Genomic DNA, 16,343 nt, shown 5'->3' on the forward strand with positions numbered 1-16,343 from the left:
TATTTCCTTCCAAAATAATAATTGTAGAAGGAGAGGGTGAGGAGAGAATGACAACAAAAAAAATTTTTATTTGGAATATGCTAGGTAGTTTATCTGCTGCGGTCCTCTCTGTGGTCTTGCTCATGGTTGTGACAAGGTTTTTAAGTCCAATTGACTCAGATAGTTATGCTTTTGCTTATTCTTTTGCTAATATGATGATTGTAATTGCCCTATTTCAGGTTAGGAATTACCAGGCCACAGATATTGGTGAGAAATATTCTTTTACTCAATACTTTATGGCGAGACTTATTACTTCCTTTCTGATGTTGCTTGTTTCAGGGATCTATTTAATAATCACACCAAATGATCCTTACAAAACCAATGTTATTTTATTGGTTTGTTTGTATCGATTGACAGATGCTTTTTCAGATTTATACCAAGGAATGTTCCAGCAACATGAACGCCTAGATATTGCAGGTAAGTCTTTAACCTATAGAAATAGTTTAATTTTTATCCTCTATACTCTAGTGATTGTTTATACTAAACATTTGGTTCTGGCTTTACAAGTGACTTGCCTTGTTTCTGTCCTCTTTATTCTATTTTATGATGTTAGAAAAGGGTATCATTTTGAACGAATTGACTTTACTGCTTTTAAGGATCGCGTCAATCAGAGAAAGAGCCTTCAACTTCTAAAAGAAAGTTTTCCTTTATTTTTAAATGGGTTTCTGATTATTTACATCTATACTCAGCCTAAATATGCAATTGAAACCATGAGCCATTTGAACAAGATTCCTCTTGGCTCTCAAACGATTTTTAATATTTTATTTATGCCAGCTTTTGTGATGAATCTTATGATGCTATTCTTTAGACCACAAATTACACAGATGGCTATTGCTTTACTGAAGGGACATGTGGCACAATTTAAAACTATCCAAATCCGATTATTTACTTATTTGGCTGGATCGATGCTCATTATTCTCATCGGAAGTGCCTTGTTAGGAATTCCTTTTCTATCTCTTCTTTATGCGACCCCTTTAAAATCATTTTGGCTAGCATTTATGACAATTATGGTCGGGGGTGCTATTGGAAGTTTTGCTACAGCTATTGATAATATTTTAACTGCAATGCGTAAGCAGCATTATTTAGTGATTCCTTACATAGGAAGTTTTGTGACTTCTCTGTTTGTGACGACTCATTTAGTAGAGACATTACATATTTTTGGTGCTTCCCTGAGCTTCTTATTAAGTATGTTTGTTTGGCATATCCTATCTGTCATTCTCTATTTTCTTATTATGAAACAATTTAGAAAAGATAATGTTTAGGAGAAAATAATAGTTGTACTGAAGACAGCTAATTGAAGTAAGCATTTGATATCAGGACCTCTTATTCTTCTCATCATATTTCATCATAATTATCCTAAAGGCTTTAAAAAACTTCTCTTGAATAAGTTATTTAAAGCCTTTTATGCTATAATTATATTGAGAAACTATTGAGGTGACCTATGAAATATGAAAGTTTATTAGATCGATTTATTAAATATGTCAAGATTAATACAAGAAGTAATCCAGATAGCGAGTTAATTCCTAGCACAGCAAGTCAAACCGAATTTGCTTTAACGGTTTTAAAACCTGAGATGGAGGCTATTGGATTACAGGAGGTTCACTATAATCCTGAAAATGGTTATCTTATTGGGACCTTGCCAGCCAATAGCCCAGCTTTAACGCGTAAAATTGGTTTTATTGCTCACATGGATACAGCTGATTTTAACGCCGAGCATGTTAATCCGCAGATTATTGAGGACTATCAAGGTGGCGATATTAAGTTGGGGAATTCAGGCTATACATTAGTTCCTGACGAATTTCCAAATCTTAACAATTATATTGGACAGACGCTGATTACCACAGATGGGACTACTTTACTAGGCGCAGACGACAAGTCAGGTATTGCTGAAATCATGACCGCAGTCGAATTTTTAACGTCTCATCCTCAATTGGAGCATTGTGAGATTAAGGTAGCCTTTGGTCCTGACGAAGAAATTGGAGTAGGGGCTGACAAGTTTGATGTTAAGGACTTTGATGTGGATTTTGCCTATACGATTGATGGTGGACCCCTTGGTGAACTACAATACGAAACCTTTAGTGCGGCAGGTTTGGAAGCTACTTTCTTGGGGAGAAATGTTCATCCTGGAACGGCTAAGAATCAAATGATTAATGCCCTCCAGCTAGCAGTAGATTTTCACAACCAGCTACCTGAGGCTGATCGTCCTGAAAAGACAGAAGGCTATCAAGGTTTTTATCATTTGATGGAATTGACTGGAACAGTTGAAGAGGCGCAAGCGTCCTATATTATTCGTGATTTTGAGACAGCGTCATTTGAAGCGAGAAAAGCCGTTATTGAACAGCTGGCTCAAACTATGAATAGCCAATTGGGTGCTGATCGTGTCCTTATTAAATTGACTGATCAATATTATAATATGAAGACAATCATTGAGAAAGATATGACGCCTGTTAATTTAGCGAAAGAAGTGATGGAAGATCTTTATATTACACCAATTATTGAACCTATTCGCGGAGGTACTGATGGCTCAAAAATTTCCTTCATGGGAATTCCAACACCTAATATTTTTGCTGGTGGTGAAAACATGCATGGACGTTTTGAGTTTGTTAGTCTTCAAACAATGGAACAGGCTGTTGACGTGATTCTTGGCATTGTGCGCAAGCCTTAGTCACTAAAAACAGCTCGAATGTTATGGAGGTGATTGATAAAAAATGATTAAATTATTTGGTAAAATAAGGTATCACTGGCAGCCCGAATTATCATGGTCCATCATTTACTGGTCCATTGCCTTTGTTCCTATATTTATAGGGCTATCCTTACTTTATGAAAGAACAGAAATACCGAGTCGAGTCTTTATCTTATTTGCCATTTTTATTGTTTTAGTAGGTATTGGCTTACACCGCTATTTTATCATTGAGAATAATGGTGTTCTTCGAATTGTATCCCTTAAGCTCTTTGGACCTCGCAAGCTGATGATTTCGTCTATTAGTAAGGTAGAAGTTACTAAGTCTACGGTTTCCTTGCATGTTGGAGAAAAAAGTTATCTCTTTTACATGCGTAAATGGCCTAAAAAATACTTTCTTGATGCTCTAGCAGTCAATCCTTACTTTAAAGGAGAGGTTATCTTGATGGATAATTTGATTAAGTTAGATTATTTTGAGGCTTATCAATATGACAAAAAAGCCCTTACTCGAGGGTAAGAGCCTTGGTTGGGCATGTTTTGACAGCTAAAATAGTGTCTTTGTCAGAAGGGTCAATCACTTGACTTGTTTCAAGGGAATTAGCTAACTTGACGATACCGTCATCATGGTAATCAAAGAGAGAGGAGTAGGTCTGGCATAGACCACAGGCGATACATTTTTCGGGGATAATAGATACTTTCATACGTATTATTCTAATATGATTTTGTTAAATTAACAAGGGGGAAGATCATGGCTAAAGAACCATGGGAAGAAAAGATTGTTGACGACAATAAGGAAACAAGAACACGTCAATCAAGAAGTGCGCTGATTAGCACACCTTGGTTAACGGCTTTGTTAAGTATTTTCTTTGTCATTATTGTTGCTATTCTCTTTATTTTCTTCTATACATCAAATAGTGGTAGTGATAAACAGGCTGAAACAACTGGTTTTTATGGGGCTTCAACGCATAAAAAAGTTAAAAAAGCATCTAGTACCAAAAAGAAAACAACAACTCAGGCAACAACAGATCAAACACCAGCTTCTAGCGAGGAAATACCAGCCTCAACTGAAGTAACGGGAGAAACCATTACTGTATTGGCAGGAGAGGGAGCAGCCTCTATTGCAGCACGTGCAGGTATTTCTGTAGAGCAGTTACAGGCACTTAATCCGGAACACATGACTCAAGGATATTGGTATGCCAATCCAGGGGATCAAGTGATTATTAAATAATTGAAGAGGAAGAAATGAAAGCAATTAAAATTGCGATTGATGGACCAGCTTCAAGTGGAAAAAGTACAGTAGCCAAGATTATTGCAAAAAATCTTGGCTATACTTATTTGGACACTGGTGCTATGTATCGCTCAGCAACTTATATCGCACTGACACATGGTTATACGAGTAAAGAAGTAGCCCTTATTTTAGAGGAATTAGCTAAAAAACCTATTTCCTTTAAAAAAGCGGAAGATGGGGCCCAATTAGTTTTTCTTGGGGATGAGGACGTGACCTTGGCTATTAGGCAAAATGATGTGACTAACAATGTTTCTTGGGTCTCAGCTTTGCCAGAAATTAGAGAAGAGTTGGTTCAGCAACAAAGACGCATTGCACAAGCTGGTGGCATTATCATGGATGGTCGTGATATTGGAACAGTTGTTTTACCAGATGCGGAACTAAAGATTTTTTTGATTGCTTCAGTAGAAGAACGAGCAGAGCGCCGCTATAAAGAAAATCTGAAAAAAGGTATTGAATCAGATTTTGAGACGCTAAAAGAAGAGATTGCGGCGAGGGATTATAAAGATAGTCATCGCAAAGTCTCTCCCCTAAAAGCCGCCGATGATGCTCTTATGTTTGATACCACAGGTATTTCCATTGAAGGTGTGGTGCAATTTATTCAAGAAAAAGCAGAAAAAATAGTTGACATGTCCTAGATCCTATGTTAGAATAATAACAATGAGAAAAGCAGAAGTGAGAGCTTCTCGCCTTGCGACTTAGGTTGTCTGGCCCTAACATGTCAAATTCTTATGGAATATTATGTGTGCGGGCTTGATTTATCAAGTCCGCTTTCGTTTTTCTCTAAAAAAATAAAGAGGTGAAGATCATAGCTAAAAAGGATCTATTCATTAATGATGAAATTCGCGTTCGCGAAGTTCGTCTAGTTGGTCTTGAAGGTGAACAATTAGGTATTAAACCATTATCTGAAGCACAGGCTTTGGCAGATGCTTCAAATGTTGATTTGGTTTTAATCCAGCCACAAGCTGTTCCTCCTGTTGCCAAACTCATGGACTATGGAAAGTTCAAATTTGAGTATCAAAAGAAACAGAAAGAACAACGCAAAAAACAAAGCGTTGTAACTGTCAAAGAAGTTCGTCTCAGTCCAGTTATCGATAAAGGTGACTTTGAAACAAAACTTCGTAACGGTCGTAAATTCCTGGAAAAAGGGAATAAAGTTAAGGTTTCTATTCGTTTCAAAGGACGTATGATTACTCATAAAGAGATTGGTGCCAAGGTACTAGCTGACTTTGCTGAAGCGACTCAAGATATTGCTATCATTGAGCAACGAGCAAAAATGGATGGACGTCAAATGTTTATGCAGCTTGCACCAATTTCAGACAAGAAGTAATTGTCACAGTTTAATTATATCTTAAGAGGAGAATACTAAAATGCCAAAACAAAAAACACACCGCGCATCAGCTAAACGTTTTAAACGTACAGGTTCAGGCGGTTTGAAACGCTTCCGTGCCTTCACATCACACCGTTTCCACGGAAAAACTAAAAAACAACGTCGTCATCTTCGTAAAGCTGGTTTGGTAAGCTCAGGAGATTTGAAACGTATCAAAGCAATGGTTACAGGCCTTTAAGATTAGGTTTTGTAGACATTTACTACTATTATAAGAATTATTTGAAGGAGAATTATTAATGGCACGTGTTAAAGGTGGCGTTGTATCACGCAAACGTCGTAAACGTATTTTAAAATTAGCTAAAGGTTACTATGGAGCAAAACACATCTTGTTCCGTACTGCAAAAGAGCAAGTGATGAACTCTTACTACTATGCATACCGTGACCGTCGTCAGAAAAAACGTGACTTCCGTAAACTTTGGATCACTCGCATCAACGCGGCTGCACGTATGAACGGTTTGTCATACTCACAATTGATGCACGGTTTGAAACTTGCTGAAATCGAAGTAAACCGTAAAATGCTTGCTGATTTGGCAGTATCTGATGCAGCAGCTTTCACAGCTCTTGCTGATGCAGCTAAAGCAAAACTTGGCAAATAATAAAGATTAAGAAAAAGGAGACAGGCGTGAACTGCACCCCAAAAGTTAGACAACAAATCTAACTTTTGGGGTGTTTTTCTATGAAATTAAGTTATGAAGATAAAATTGAAATCTATCGCTTACGACAATCTGGTTGGACATGGCCTAAAATCAGTCAAACATTTAATATGAGTAAGTATAACCTTCAATACATGGTCCGCCTTATTGATATACACGGATTGGAAAGTGTTTGTAAAAGGAAAAATAGGTATTATTCTCCTGAACTAAAGCAGGAAATCATAAACGAAGTTCTGATGAAAGGTAGGTCTCAGCTAGAGGTTTCTCTAGATTATGGATTACCAAACAAGGGAATGCTTCCTAATTGGATAGCGCAATACAAGAAAAACGGGTATACTATTCTTGAGAAATCAAGAGGGAGACCTGTAAAGATGGGACGCAAACCAAAGAGAAAACTTGAAGAAATGACTGAATTAGAGCGTCTTCAATATGATAATGAGTACCTTAGAGCGGAGAATGCCGTACTAAAAAAGTTGAGAGAACTCCGATTGAGGGACGAAGCAAGGCTCAAAGAGCATGAGAACAAAGGGAGATATGGTTACCGTAGAATTCACCTCGAACTTAAAAATCGAGGCTATAAAGTTAATCATAAGAAAGTTCAACGTTTGATGACAGAACTTGGTTTGAAAGCTAGAATCCGTGCGAAACGTCGCTATAACTCTTATAAAGGTGAGGTTGGCAAGAAAGCTGATAATCTCATTAAGCGTCAATTTAAAGCTACCCAACCACTTAAGAAGTGTTATACCGATGTCACAGAGTTTTCAATTCCTGCTAGTGATCAAAAATTGTATCTATCACCAGTTCTTGATGGCTTTAACAGTGAGATTATTGCATATCATTTATCTACCTCGCCAAACTTACAACAACTTAAAACGATGCTTTCCGAGGCTTTTCCTGAACAAACTTACCAGGGCACTATTTTACATAGTGACCAAGGATGGCAATATCAACACACTTACTACCATCATTTTCTTGAGGAGCATGGAATGAGACCGTCCATGTCGCGTAAAGGAAATAGCTTAGATAACGGCATGATGGAATCTTTTTTTGGAACATTGAAGACAGAAATGTTTTATGGGTTTGAGAAGGAATTTACTTCCCTCGAAACATTAAAAACAGCTATTTCAGAATATATCAACTACTACAACACTAAACGAATCAAACTTACATTAAAAGGACTAAGTCCTGTGCAATACAGAACTCAATCCTTAACTTAAAATATAATGTCCAACTTTTGGGGGTCACTTCAGACGATGAGCGTGACTCCTTTTTTTGCTGATATTAGTTATTGTGTAACTCATTGATAGTAATTGATCATCGAAGTAGTTTAAGATACTGAGTGGTAACACTGAGGTTGAAGAAATTAACGTGAACTAAAGAAGAGAATGGAGGTCAAAATAATTTACATTGTTTATTTTGGTAATAAGCATTATTGAATAGAATCAGAGAAAAGATAAGAGGCAGAAACATGCGTTTCTGCCTCTTATTAATAGTGTTAAGATTTGTGGTCTTATTCTGTAGGTTTATCAGTCTCTTCTTTAGGCGTAGGGTCAGTTGTTGCTTCAGTTTTTTCAGCTTCTTTAGGATTTAATTCCAAGTAAGATGGAGCTTTAAAAAGCTTCTGAGTTGATTTGTTACCATTTTTACTATATAAGCTAGTTGAATGAGAGCCAAGCTTAGCTGAAATATCTTTCATCTGTTTTAATTGCTTGGTATAAACAAACTTGCTAGAATCAATCACTTTTAAGCCATTATTCGTGTCAAATCGTAAGAGATCTCCGGTTTGGACAGCGTCACTGGCTGCTAGTTGTTGAGCCACAGCTGCACGAATTTCTTTAGTCTTAGCCATGGTCACCTCATCAGGGTTGGTAATTTCTAAACCTGTCTGAGTATTGTAAAGTCGGCCACTGTAATTGGTGTATTCTGGTGTCATATAGGTACCAGAGGTACGCTGAGCGACAATTTGGCTATTTTGAGGCGATAGGAGGTCTTGACCAAGTTGAACAAGATTGCTGGTATCAATCCCCAAGATATGGAGCAAGGTTGGAAGAGCATCAATTTCACCACCGAAGGTGTCTTTAACGCCACCATTGGTGTATCCTGGAATATGAACCATATAAGGAACTCGCTGAAGCATGGCGTTATCATATTCTGACCAGGTCTCAGAGTCTTTGCCTAGGAGAGGAGCAAGGCTAGAATTACGAGAATTTGAAATACCATAATGGTCACCATATAAAACAAAGATAGAATTCTCATACAAGCCAGTTGCTTTTAAATAATCAAAAAATGATTTCAAGGCAGCATCTAAATAATTGGCTGTGGCAAAATAACCATTGATGGTTTCATCATCTGTTTTAGCCAGTGGGAAACCTTCTTCATTGCTTTCACCTTTTAGGCTGGTATAGGGATAGTGGTTACTTACAGTAATAAATTTAGTATAAAAGGGTTGCTGCATTTGTTCAAGGTATTTAATGGAGTCCTTAAACATATACTTGTCATTCAATCCATACTGGAATGAGTTTTTGTCAGTTTGTTTTGAGAAGTAACTAGAATCAAAGAAGTAATTGTAACCCCATTGCTTGTAAGCATTGTTACGATTCCAGAAAGTCCCGACATTTCCGTGGAAAACCGCACTTGTGTAGCCCCCACTTTGTGCAAGGATACTAGGCGTTGCAAACTGAGTGTTTTCTCCACCATAGTTAACCATGAATGATCCACTGTTGAGCCCAAATAGGGAGTTTTCCATCATGGTTTCGGCATCGGATGTTTTTCCGGCTTTCACTTGGTGGAAGAAGTTTGAGAAGGACAATGTTTCATTAGAATGGTAGAGAGAATTAATGAAAGGTGTAACTTCATATTCCTTATCCCCATCTTTTAATTTGTAGTCGATGAGGAATTGTTGGAAACTCTCCAAATGGATAACAATGACATTTTTACCTTTTCCAATACCAAAATATTGAGAATCGGGGGCAGCATAATGATTTTTGACATAAGATTTAACATCAACCAATTCTTCGGCGGTAGCGCCGTTCCGCTCTTTTTGAGCTTGATAAGTTTGGTTACCGCTGTAGAAGGTAAAGGCTGGCAGCCCTAGTGCTCTGACAATATAAGTGTTTGAAAAACCGCGTGTCAGTAATTCTGGTCGGTCAATCTCGGCTAAAAAGAGATTAACCGAAAGAAGTAAAGTCGAAAGAGCAGTAACGGCAAAGGCAGCGCGCTTATTGAAAGGTCTGTAATCCTTTTTGATTTTTTTAGTGATAGTGAGACTAATCAAAATGATAAAATCAAGAATATAAACGATGTCCCAGATCCGCAAAAGGTTTAGAGCAGAATCTCCTAAACCAGCTGAAACTTTACTACTAGCTAACATAGCGCTAACTGTGATAAAGTCTGAAAATTCTCGGTAATAAATAGAATTGGATATTAAGAGAAGGTTGAGGATGATGTAAGCAACCCAAGAGATGATGTAAAAAGCTCGTGTACTCTTAATATAAAGGGCAAATCCCAATAGTAATAATGCTAATGGGATTGGGTTAATAATAGTTAGAAAGACTTGGTATGCATTTCCCAAATCTAGCGAAAAATCTGTATGATATGCCCACAGCGTCTTTAGCCAATAACAGAAGAGGAGGGTGATAATAAATCCTAATCTTGTATTGATAAAGCCTGTGATAAGTGTTTTAAATTTCTTCACAGTAGGAACTTCCTTATCATTTTTTCCTAAAAATATAATCTCCAAATAAAATCTCAGATTAAATTATATCAAAAATATGGGGTTAATGCTTGTCATAAGTTCAAATTTAGTAGGATTTTTTATCAGATTTTGTTATAATAAAAACTATGAATAAACTCTATATTGATTCTTTTGTGGAAAAGAAGTTAACAGCGGGGGTACAATTATTAGATGAAAAGGACTTTCCAAACCTAGAGCAGGAGGACCAGTTAGTGCAACTGGTGACCAAAGCTCATCGCCCGCTTGGGATAGCTTATATCTCTAAGCAAAATAAAGGAATTGGCTGGTATCTTGGTTCAACCGTAACGCAGTTGTCTAAGGCTTACTTTATTGACTTATTTACAGTTGCTAAGAGTAAGAGGCAACAGTTTGCCCAATCGGACTTGACCAACGCCTACCGTCTGTTCAACCAAGAAGGTGATAACTTTGGAGGACTGACGATTGACCTCTACAAGGATTTCGCTGTCTTTTCATGGTATAATAGTTTTGTTTACCAAGAAAAAGAGATGATTATCGAGGCATTTCAAGAGGTTTTCCCTGAGGTTAGAGGAGCATATGAAAAGAATCGTTTTAAGGGGGCACTACCTGAGTCGGCTCACTTATATGGTGAGCAAGCAGAGGATAGTTTTTCTATTGTAGAAAATAGTGTTGCCTATCAGGTTTTCTTAAATGACGGCTTGATGACAGGGATTTTTCTGGACCAACACGATGTTCGAAAAGCCTTAGTAGATGGATTGGCGTTGGGGAAATCTCTGCTTAATATGTTCTCCTACACAGCAGCTTTTTCAGTAGCTGCAGCAATGGGAGGAGCTATTGAGACAACATCCGTGGATTTAGCGAAACGGTCTAGAGAGCTATCAGTTGCTCACTTTGAACAGAATCACTTGGACTTGAGTACCCATCATTTTGTGGTGATGGATGTTTTTGACTATTTTAAATATGCTAAACGCAAAAACTTAACCTTTGATGTGATTGTGATTGACCCACCTAGTTTTGCAAGAAATAAAAAGCAAACCTTCTCTGTTAGCAAAGATTACCATAAATTAATCACTGAGGCATTGGACATATTGAGTCCTAAGGGAACCATTATCGCTTCAACAAATGCTGCCAATATGACTGTTAATCAGTTTAAAAAGCAAATTATCAAGGGATTTGGAAATCGTCGACCGGAGTCCATGTGTCTCCAGCAGCTTCCAAGTGACTTTACTATCAATAAAGCAGATGAAAGAAGTAATTATTTAAAGGTATTTACTATAAAGGTACGAGAATGAAAATTGTAGCACCAGTCATGCCAAGAAATTTTGAAGAGGCTCAAGCTATTGATATCTCCAAGTATGAGGAGGTTCATTTAGTCGAATGGCGAGCAGACTACCTTCCTAAAGAGGAAATTGTATCAGTAGCGCCTGCTATTTTTGAAAAATTTGCTGGAAAAGAAATTATCTTTACTCTTCGTACAGACAAAGAAGGGGGCAATATTGCCCTTTCGGATCAGGAATACGTTGCGGTGATTAAAGAGATCAACGCGATCTATAATCCTGACTATATTGACTTTGAATATTTTAGTCATAAAGCTATTTTTCATGAAATGCTTGATTTTCCAAATCTAGTCTTGTCTTACCATAATTTTGAAGAAACTCCTGAAAACTTGATGGAAGCTTTCTCCGAGATGACTAAACTGGCACCTAGAGTGGTAAAGATTGCAGTGATGCCAGAGAGTGAGCAAGATGTCCTTGATTTAATGAATTACACTAGAGGCTTTAAAACACTCAATCCTGAGCAGGAATTTGCGACTATATCTATGGGAAAACTCGGTAGGTTATCGCGTTTAGCTGGGGATGTGGTTGGATCCTCTTGGACCTTTGTTTCTCTCGATCAGGCTAGTGCTTCAGGGCAAGTTAGTCTTAGCGATATGAAACGTATTATTGAAGTGTTAGAAGCAGACACTTCTCATTAAATGAATCATCAAGAAGACATTATTCCCTTGAAAGCTCAGGAATAATGTTTTTCCTTTATCTAGGGAAAACTAAACTTAAAAGGAGAAAAGAGATAAGATGCGTTATTTGACAGCAGGAGAATCTCACGGTCCTTCCTTGACAGCGATTGTTGAAGGTGTGCCAGCTGGTCTAAGTCTTAGCCCAGCGGATATTGATCAGGAATTAAAACGGCGACAGGGCGGCTATGGCCGTGGAGCTAGAATGAGCATTGAATCTGATCGTGTGGTAATATCATCAGGCGTTCGACATGGTAAAACGACAGGTTCTCCAATTACTTTAACGGTGATCAATAAAGACCATCAAAAATGGACAGATATTATGGCCGTTGAAGATATTGAGGCGAGCTTTAAAAGCAAGAGACGCGTTAAACACCCTCGGCCTGGTCACGCTGACTTGGTGGGTGGGATAAAGTATCGTTTTGACGATTTACGAAATGCTTTGGAACGTTCTTCGGCTAGAGAGACAACCATGCGGGTGGCAGTTGGAGCTATCGCCAAACATATTCTTGCTGAATTGGGAATTACGATATTCAACCATGTTTTGGTTTTTGGAGAGCTTCCTATTGAGATCCCTAAAGGGATGTCTCTATCAGCTATGAAGGAGGCAGCTCGCCAATCAGAATTGTCTATTATCAATCCGCATCAAGAGGTAGAAATCAAAACCTATATTGATACTATTAAAAAAGAAGGTGATACCATTGGTGGCACCATTGAGACAATTGTTGAAGGTGTGCCAGCAGGTCTAGGATCTTATGTCCAGTGGGACAGAAAATTAGATGCCAAACTGGCTCAAGCAGTTCTTTCCATTAATGCTTTTAAGGGGGTTGAATTCGGCCTTGGCTTTGACATGGCCTCTCTGAAAGGCTCTCAAGTGATGGACCCGATTATCTGGAATGCTGATGAGGGATATGGACGTCAAACCAATCATTTAGGGGGCTTTGAAGGGGGCATGACCACAGGACAACCTCTTGTTGTTAAAGGGGTTATGAAGCCCATTCCTACTTTGTATAAACCACTCATGTCGGTAGATATTGATAGTCATGAACCTTATAAAGCAACGGTGGAACGCTCTGATCCAACGGCTTTACCAGCTGCGGGGGTTATCATGGAAAATGTCGTGGCAACCGTTCTTGTCCAAGAAATCTTAGCAACCTTTTCTTCGGATACGATGCTTGATTTGAAAAAAGCATTTTCAGACTATCGGTCTTATGTCAAACAGTTTTAGATAGCAAGACTGAAGCTTTTATGATATGATTAGCAAGTAGTAAATGATAAAGGAGACTCGTCATGTCACAAGAAATTTATGATGATGCCAATCGACTTGAAAGGGCGATTCGTGCTCTTCCAGAATACCAAAAAGTGTTGGAAGTGAAAGAAACCATTCAAGCAGACGCTAGTGCTAGCCAACTGTTTGATGAGTTTGTCGCTATGCAAGAAAAAATCCAAGGGATGATGCAATCAGGCCAAATGCCAACGGTTGAAGAACAAACAAGCATTCAAGAACTTAGCCAAAAGATTGAAGCTAATGATCATCTGAAATCATATTTTGAAGCCCAACAGGGTTTGTCCGTTTATATGAGCGACATTGAACGTATCGTCTTTGCTCCGTTGAAAGATTTAGTCAAGTAAGGGAAGCTTAAAGGAAAAATCAGATTGTTGACGAATTTGTCATAGTCTGTTTTTTGTGGAATTATCCTTGATGTATCAGAGAGTTGAGACTCCCTGACATTTGTGTTATAGTCAAATAAAGTGATGGGAGTAGTAGGCTGATTGTTGTGTTGGTGAAATAGAAGTTGCCTCATAATCCGTCATTTAAAACATCGTATTAGAAAGCAGAAGGTGATAGAAATGGTCAATCATTACGATTACATTGTTATTGGTGGAGGAAGCGCAGGAATTGCTTCTGCTAACAGAGCAGCCATGCATGGGGCCAAAGTATTGTTAGCTGAAGGTAAAGAGATTGGGGGAACCTGTGTTAACCTAGGCTGCGTTCCCAAAAAAGTCATGTGGTATGGAGCTCAAGTAGCAGATATTTTAGGGACTTACGCTAAGGATTATGGATTCGACTTTTCAGAGAAAACATTTGATTTTAAACAATTAAAAGCAAACCGCCAAGCTTATATTGATCGGATTCACGCATCCTATGAGCGTGGTTTTGACCAGAATGGTGTTGACCGTATCTACGACTATGCTGTTTTTAAAGATGCTCATACTGTGGAAATAGCAGGACAAACTTATACTGCACCGCATATTTTGATTGCTACAGGAGGACACCCTGTGTTCCCAGATATTGAAGGGGCCGAATTTGGGATTAGTTCAGATGGCTTTTTTGCTTTGGATGAGGTACCTAAACGTACGGCTGTGGTTGGGGCAGGCTATATTGCTGTGGAACTTGCTGGTGTTTTGCAGGCTTTGGGGTCAGAGACGGATTTATTTATTCGTCACGATCGACCTTTAAGAAGTTTTGACAAAACCATTGTTGATGTCTTAGTTGATGAAATGGCAGTTAGTGGGCCGCGCTTACACACTCATGCAGAAGTGGCAAAGGTTGTCAAAAATACTGATGAGTCCTTGACCCTTTACCTCAAAGATGGCAAGGAAATTGAGGTTGATCAGCTTATTTGGGCTATCGGTCGCCAGCCTAATCTAGAAGGTTTTGGTCTTGACAAAACAGGGGTGGCTTTAAATGAGAAAGGCTATATTAAGACAGATGCTTATGAAAATACATCGGTTAAAGGGATTTATGCAGTAGGTGATGTCAATGGTAAATTAGCCTTAACCCCAGTTGCTGTTGCTGCGGGACGTCGTTTGTCAGAACGCCTTTTTAACGGTAAAAGTGATGAGAAATTAGACTACCAAAATGTAGCGACCGTGATTTTCAGCCACCCTGTTATTGGGGCCATTGGGTTATCTGAGGATGAAGCTATTAAAGAATATGGTCAAGAAGCGGTTAAGGTTTATCAATCACGCTTCACTTCCATGTTTACTGCTGTAACAAACCATCGTCAATCCTGTTTGATGAAGTTAGTAACGGTTGGGGATACCCAAAAAATAGTTGGTCTTCATGGAATCGGCTATGGGGTTGATGAAATGATTCAAGGATTTGCAGTGGCTATTAAGATGGGGGCAACCAAAGCAGACTTTGATAATACTGTCGCTATTCACCCAACGGGCGCAGAAGAATTTGTCACCATGCGCTAAAGAATGTAACCTAAGGCAATAAAAAATGATGTTAACAGTTTTTGAGGAAGGTCTTCTAAACTGCTAGCATCGTTTTTTTTAGATAATTAAGAGAGTGTATTTTTAAAGATGCTCTTTTTACTCAGACAATATTGCCTTATTTCTGATATAAAATAAAGCGATCCTCTCACAACAAAGAGTTCGTCAGATGTTAAGGAACCTTGTAACCAGTCTCTGTAATTTTTTACCTGTGGGTATTTATCAGGATAATCCTCTAAAAGATTTGCTTCAGGGAAATCAAAAGTCGTGACAGATACTTCAAAAATATCTAGTTGTGCCAGCAAGTCGGCTAAAGGCTTACGTTTGAGACCTGCAAAGAGAATGTGAATAGGACGTTTAGGAAATTCTTCTTGTAGTAAGGCCTTTAATTTGGCAATAGAATCTGGATTGTGGGCACCGTCTAACAGCAGATTAGGACGTATCAATTCAGAACGTCCGGGCCAAGTTGCTGCTTCAATTCCTTTTTGTATTGTTTCTGGAGTTAGTTGAGGAAAGGATTTTCTAAGTAACTGAGCTGTCATAATGGCTAGGCAGGCATTAGCGTTTTGATGTTGTCCCAGTAATCGTAAGTGTAAGTTAGTTAGGATGAAGTCATTGTATTGAAAGCTGAAGGTAGTTTCTGAAGGCAGTAGTTGGAACGTTTCTCCCAATTGTTATACTCTTGAATTGGCTATCTGAGCATGATGCTTAAAAACTTTGATAGCTTCCGTAACAAGTTCACCAATCACAACGGGCTCCTTTGCTTTGATAACAGCAGCTTTTTGCTGAGCAATATCAGCTAAAGTATGATCGAGACGTTCTTGATGGTTAAAACTAATAGAAGGGCAAACAACTGCTAAAGCGTGGAAGACATTTGTTGCATCTGTTAGTCCTCCAATACCAGCTTCGATGATGGTAAGATCCACAGGATTAAGTTCGGCAAAATAATAAAACATGATAAGGGTTACCAACTCAAACTCAGTTGGTCGCTGCCACTGGGTGTCTTGAGACATTTTAGTCAATATGGGTTTGATGACCCTCACGCAGTGCTTCAAATCCTGCTCAGAAATAGGCTGTCCATTGAGGCAAATACGGTCGTGAAAGGACATCATAAAAGGTGATGTAAAGGTTCCTACTTGATAACCAGAAGCAGTAAAAATATGTTGCAAATAAGCCGTCACGGACCTTTTACCATTAGTTCCAACTACGTGAATAGCGGGAAATTTATCTTGTGGTCGACCTAAAGCATCAAGTAGATAAGTCATTCGGTCTAAATCAGTTTTTCGTCCATTAGCCTTAAAAGTGTGAATCCAAGCAATATTATTGTTTGCGCACATCAGAATGTCCTATC

Annotated in this window: 15 protein-coding genes, 2 pseudogenes and 1 other annotated feature; of the genes and pseudogenes, 14 read left to right on the top strand and 3 right to left on the bottom strand. The window is 38.4% G+C overall.

Going from position 1 to position 16,343, the window contains the following annotated elements; genetic code table 11:
• The first annotated feature begins 47 nt into the window (after positions 1-47).
• The 3 genes from DYD17_RS04485 to DYD17_RS04495 all read left to right on the top strand — a co-directional run bounded on the left by DYD17_RS04485 (position 48) and on the right by DYD17_RS04495 (position 3,236).
• Positions 48-1,301 carry a lipopolysaccharide biosynthesis protein gene (locus DYD17_RS04485; RefSeq protein ID WP_115245781.1) on the top strand — a complete coding sequence of 418 codons (1,254 nt, stop codon included), beginning with the start codon at positions 48-50 and terminating at the stop codon, positions 1,299-1,301.
• 179 nt (positions 1,302-1,480) lie between these two features.
• Positions 1,481-2,704 carry a peptidase T gene (gene pepT / locus DYD17_RS04490; protein WP_115252788.1) on the top strand — a complete coding sequence of 408 codons (1,224 nt, stop codon included), beginning with the start codon at positions 1,481-1,483 and terminating at the stop codon, positions 2,702-2,704.
• Between the two features lie 43 nt (positions 2,705-2,747).
• Positions 2,748-3,236, top strand: a complete 489-nt coding sequence (locus DYD17_RS04495) for an EbsA family protein (protein ID WP_003050174.1) — start codon at positions 2,748-2,750, stop codon at positions 3,234-3,236.
• Here DYD17_RS04495 and DYD17_RS04500 read toward each other — a convergent pair.
• On the bottom strand, positions 3,223-3,420 hold the full coding sequence (locus DYD17_RS04500; RefSeq protein WP_003050175.1) for a ferredoxin: 198 nt from the start codon (positions 3,418-3,420) through the stop codon (positions 3,223-3,225). The genes DYD17_RS04495 and DYD17_RS04500 overlap by 14 nt on opposite strands.
• A 47-nt stretch (positions 3,421-3,467) precedes the next feature.
• On the opposite strand from DYD17_RS04500, the gene DYD17_RS04505 reads away from it, so the two are divergent.
• The 6 genes and pseudogenes from DYD17_RS04505 to DYD17_RS04530 all read left to right on the top strand — a co-directional run bounded on the left by DYD17_RS04505 (position 3,468) and on the right by DYD17_RS04530 (position 7,264).
• Positions 3,468-3,947 carry an SAG1386/EF1546 family surface-associated protein gene (locus DYD17_RS04505; protein ID WP_003050176.1) on the top strand — a complete coding sequence of 160 codons (480 nt, stop codon included), beginning with the start codon at positions 3,468-3,470 and terminating at the stop codon, positions 3,945-3,947.
• A gap of 14 nt (positions 3,948-3,961) precedes the next feature.
• Positions 3,962-4,642, top strand: coding sequence for a (d)CMP kinase (gene cmk / locus DYD17_RS04510; protein WP_003050177.1), 681 nt, complete (start codon positions 3,962-3,964; stop codon positions 4,640-4,642).
• Positions 4,643-4,665: 23 nt separating this feature from the next.
• Positions 4,666-4,789, top strand: a sequence feature (ribosomal protein L20 leader region).
• A gap of 14 nt (positions 4,790-4,803) precedes the next feature.
• Positions 4,804-5,334 (top strand): translation initiation factor IF-3, encoded by a 531-nt coding sequence (gene infC / locus DYD17_RS04515; RefSeq protein WP_003050178.1) that lies wholly within the window; start codon positions 4,804-4,806, stop codon positions 5,332-5,334.
• Positions 5,335-5,374: 40 nt separating this feature from the next.
• Positions 5,375-5,572, top strand: a complete 198-nt coding sequence (gene rpmI, locus DYD17_RS04520; RefSeq protein WP_003050179.1) for a 50S ribosomal protein L35 — start codon at positions 5,375-5,377, stop codon at positions 5,570-5,572.
• Between the two features lie 58 nt (positions 5,573-5,630).
• Positions 5,631-5,990 (top strand): 50S ribosomal protein L20, encoded by a 360-nt coding sequence (gene rplT, locus DYD17_RS04525; RefSeq protein ID WP_003050180.1) that lies wholly within the window; start codon positions 5,631-5,633, stop codon positions 5,988-5,990.
• Between the two features lie 80 nt (positions 5,991-6,070).
• Positions 6,071-7,264: pseudogene (locus DYD17_RS04530) on the top strand (IS3 family transposase).
• Positions 7,265-7,557: 293 nt separating this feature from the next.
• Here the strand turns inward: DYD17_RS04530 and DYD17_RS04535 are convergent.
• Positions 7,558-9,741, bottom strand: a complete 2,184-nt coding sequence (locus tag DYD17_RS04535) for an LTA synthase family protein (protein WP_003050181.1) — start codon at positions 9,739-9,741, stop codon at positions 7,558-7,560.
• Between the two features lie 146 nt (positions 9,742-9,887).
• On the opposite strand from DYD17_RS04535, the gene DYD17_RS04540 reads away from it, so the two are divergent.
• From DYD17_RS04540 to gorA, 5 genes are all read left to right on the top strand, one after another.
• Positions 9,888-11,051, top strand: coding sequence for a class I SAM-dependent rRNA methyltransferase (locus DYD17_RS04540; RefSeq protein ID WP_115252790.1), 1,164 nt, complete (start codon positions 9,888-9,890; stop codon positions 11,049-11,051).
• Positions 11,048-11,734, top strand: coding sequence for a type I 3-dehydroquinate dehydratase (gene aroD / locus DYD17_RS04545; RefSeq protein ID WP_115252791.1), 687 nt, complete (start codon positions 11,048-11,050; stop codon positions 11,732-11,734). Before DYD17_RS04540 ends, aroD begins: the two co-directional genes overlap by 4 nt.
• Before the next feature lie 97 nt (positions 11,735-11,831).
• Positions 11,832-12,998, top strand: coding sequence for a chorismate synthase (gene aroC / locus DYD17_RS04550; RefSeq protein WP_115276385.1), 1,167 nt, complete (start codon positions 11,832-11,834; stop codon positions 12,996-12,998).
• A 62-nt stretch (positions 12,999-13,060) separates the two neighbouring features.
• The gene (locus DYD17_RS04555) at positions 13,061-13,402 is read left to right on the top strand and encodes a YlbF/YmcA family competence regulator (protein WP_003050185.1); all 342 of its coding nucleotides are present in this window, start codon (positions 13,061-13,063) and stop codon (positions 13,400-13,402) included.
• Positions 13,403-13,621: 219 nt separating this feature from the next.
• Complete coding sequence (gorA, locus tag DYD17_RS04560; protein ID WP_003050186.1) at positions 13,622-14,974, top strand: glutathione-disulfide reductase; 1,353 nt, start codon at positions 13,622-13,624, stop codon at positions 14,972-14,974.
• 86 nt (positions 14,975-15,060) lie between these two features.
• Here the strand turns inward: gorA and DYD17_RS04565 are convergent.
• A pseudogene (locus DYD17_RS04565) lies at positions 15,061-16,329 on the bottom strand (folylpolyglutamate synthase/dihydrofolate synthase family protein).
• Positions 16,330-16,343 lie beyond the last annotated feature (14 nt).

This window comes from Streptococcus dysgalactiae subsp. dysgalactiae, assembly GCF_900459225.1.
Lineage (GTDB): Bacteria > Bacillota > Bacilli > Lactobacillales > Streptococcaceae > Streptococcus > Streptococcus dysgalactiae.

Excerpts from the sequence above, each read along its gene's own strand:
- DYD17_RS04485 (WP_115245781.1), top strand. The coding sequence starts at position 48 with ATGACAACAAAAAAAATTTTTATTTGGAATATGCTAGGTAGTTTATCT.
- pepT (WP_115252788.1), top strand. The coding sequence starts at position 1,481 with ATGAAATATGAAAGTTTATTAGATCGATTTATTAAATATGTCAAGATT.
- DYD17_RS04495 (WP_003050174.1), top strand. The coding sequence starts at position 2,748 with ATGATTAAATTATTTGGTAAAATAAGGTATCACTGGCAGCCCGAATTA.
- DYD17_RS04500 (WP_003050175.1), bottom strand. The coding sequence starts at position 3,420 with ATGAAAGTATCTATTATCCCCGAAAAATGTATCGCCTGTGGTCTATGC.
- DYD17_RS04505 (WP_003050176.1), top strand. The coding sequence starts at position 3,468 with ATGGCTAAAGAACCATGGGAAGAAAAGATTGTTGACGACAATAAGGAA.
- cmk (WP_003050177.1), top strand. The coding sequence starts at position 3,962 with ATGAAAGCAATTAAAATTGCGATTGATGGACCAGCTTCAAGTGGAAAA.
- rpmI (WP_003050179.1), top strand. The coding sequence starts at position 5,375 with ATGCCAAAACAAAAAACACACCGCGCATCAGCTAAACGTTTTAAACGT.
- rplT (WP_003050180.1), top strand. The coding sequence starts at position 5,631 with ATGGCACGTGTTAAAGGTGGCGTTGTATCACGCAAACGTCGTAAACGT.
- DYD17_RS04540 (WP_115252790.1), top strand. The coding sequence starts at position 9,888 with ATGAATAAACTCTATATTGATTCTTTTGTGGAAAAGAAGTTAACAGCG.
- aroD (WP_115252791.1), top strand. The coding sequence starts at position 11,048 with ATGAAAATTGTAGCACCAGTCATGCCAAGAAATTTTGAAGAGGCTCAA.
- aroC (WP_115276385.1), top strand. The coding sequence starts at position 11,832 with ATGCGTTATTTGACAGCAGGAGAATCTCACGGTCCTTCCTTGACAGCG.
- DYD17_RS04555 (WP_003050185.1), top strand. The coding sequence starts at position 13,061 with ATGTCACAAGAAATTTATGATGATGCCAATCGACTTGAAAGGGCGATT.
- gorA (WP_003050186.1), top strand. The coding sequence starts at position 13,622 with ATGGTCAATCATTACGATTACATTGTTATTGGTGGAGGAAGCGCAGGA.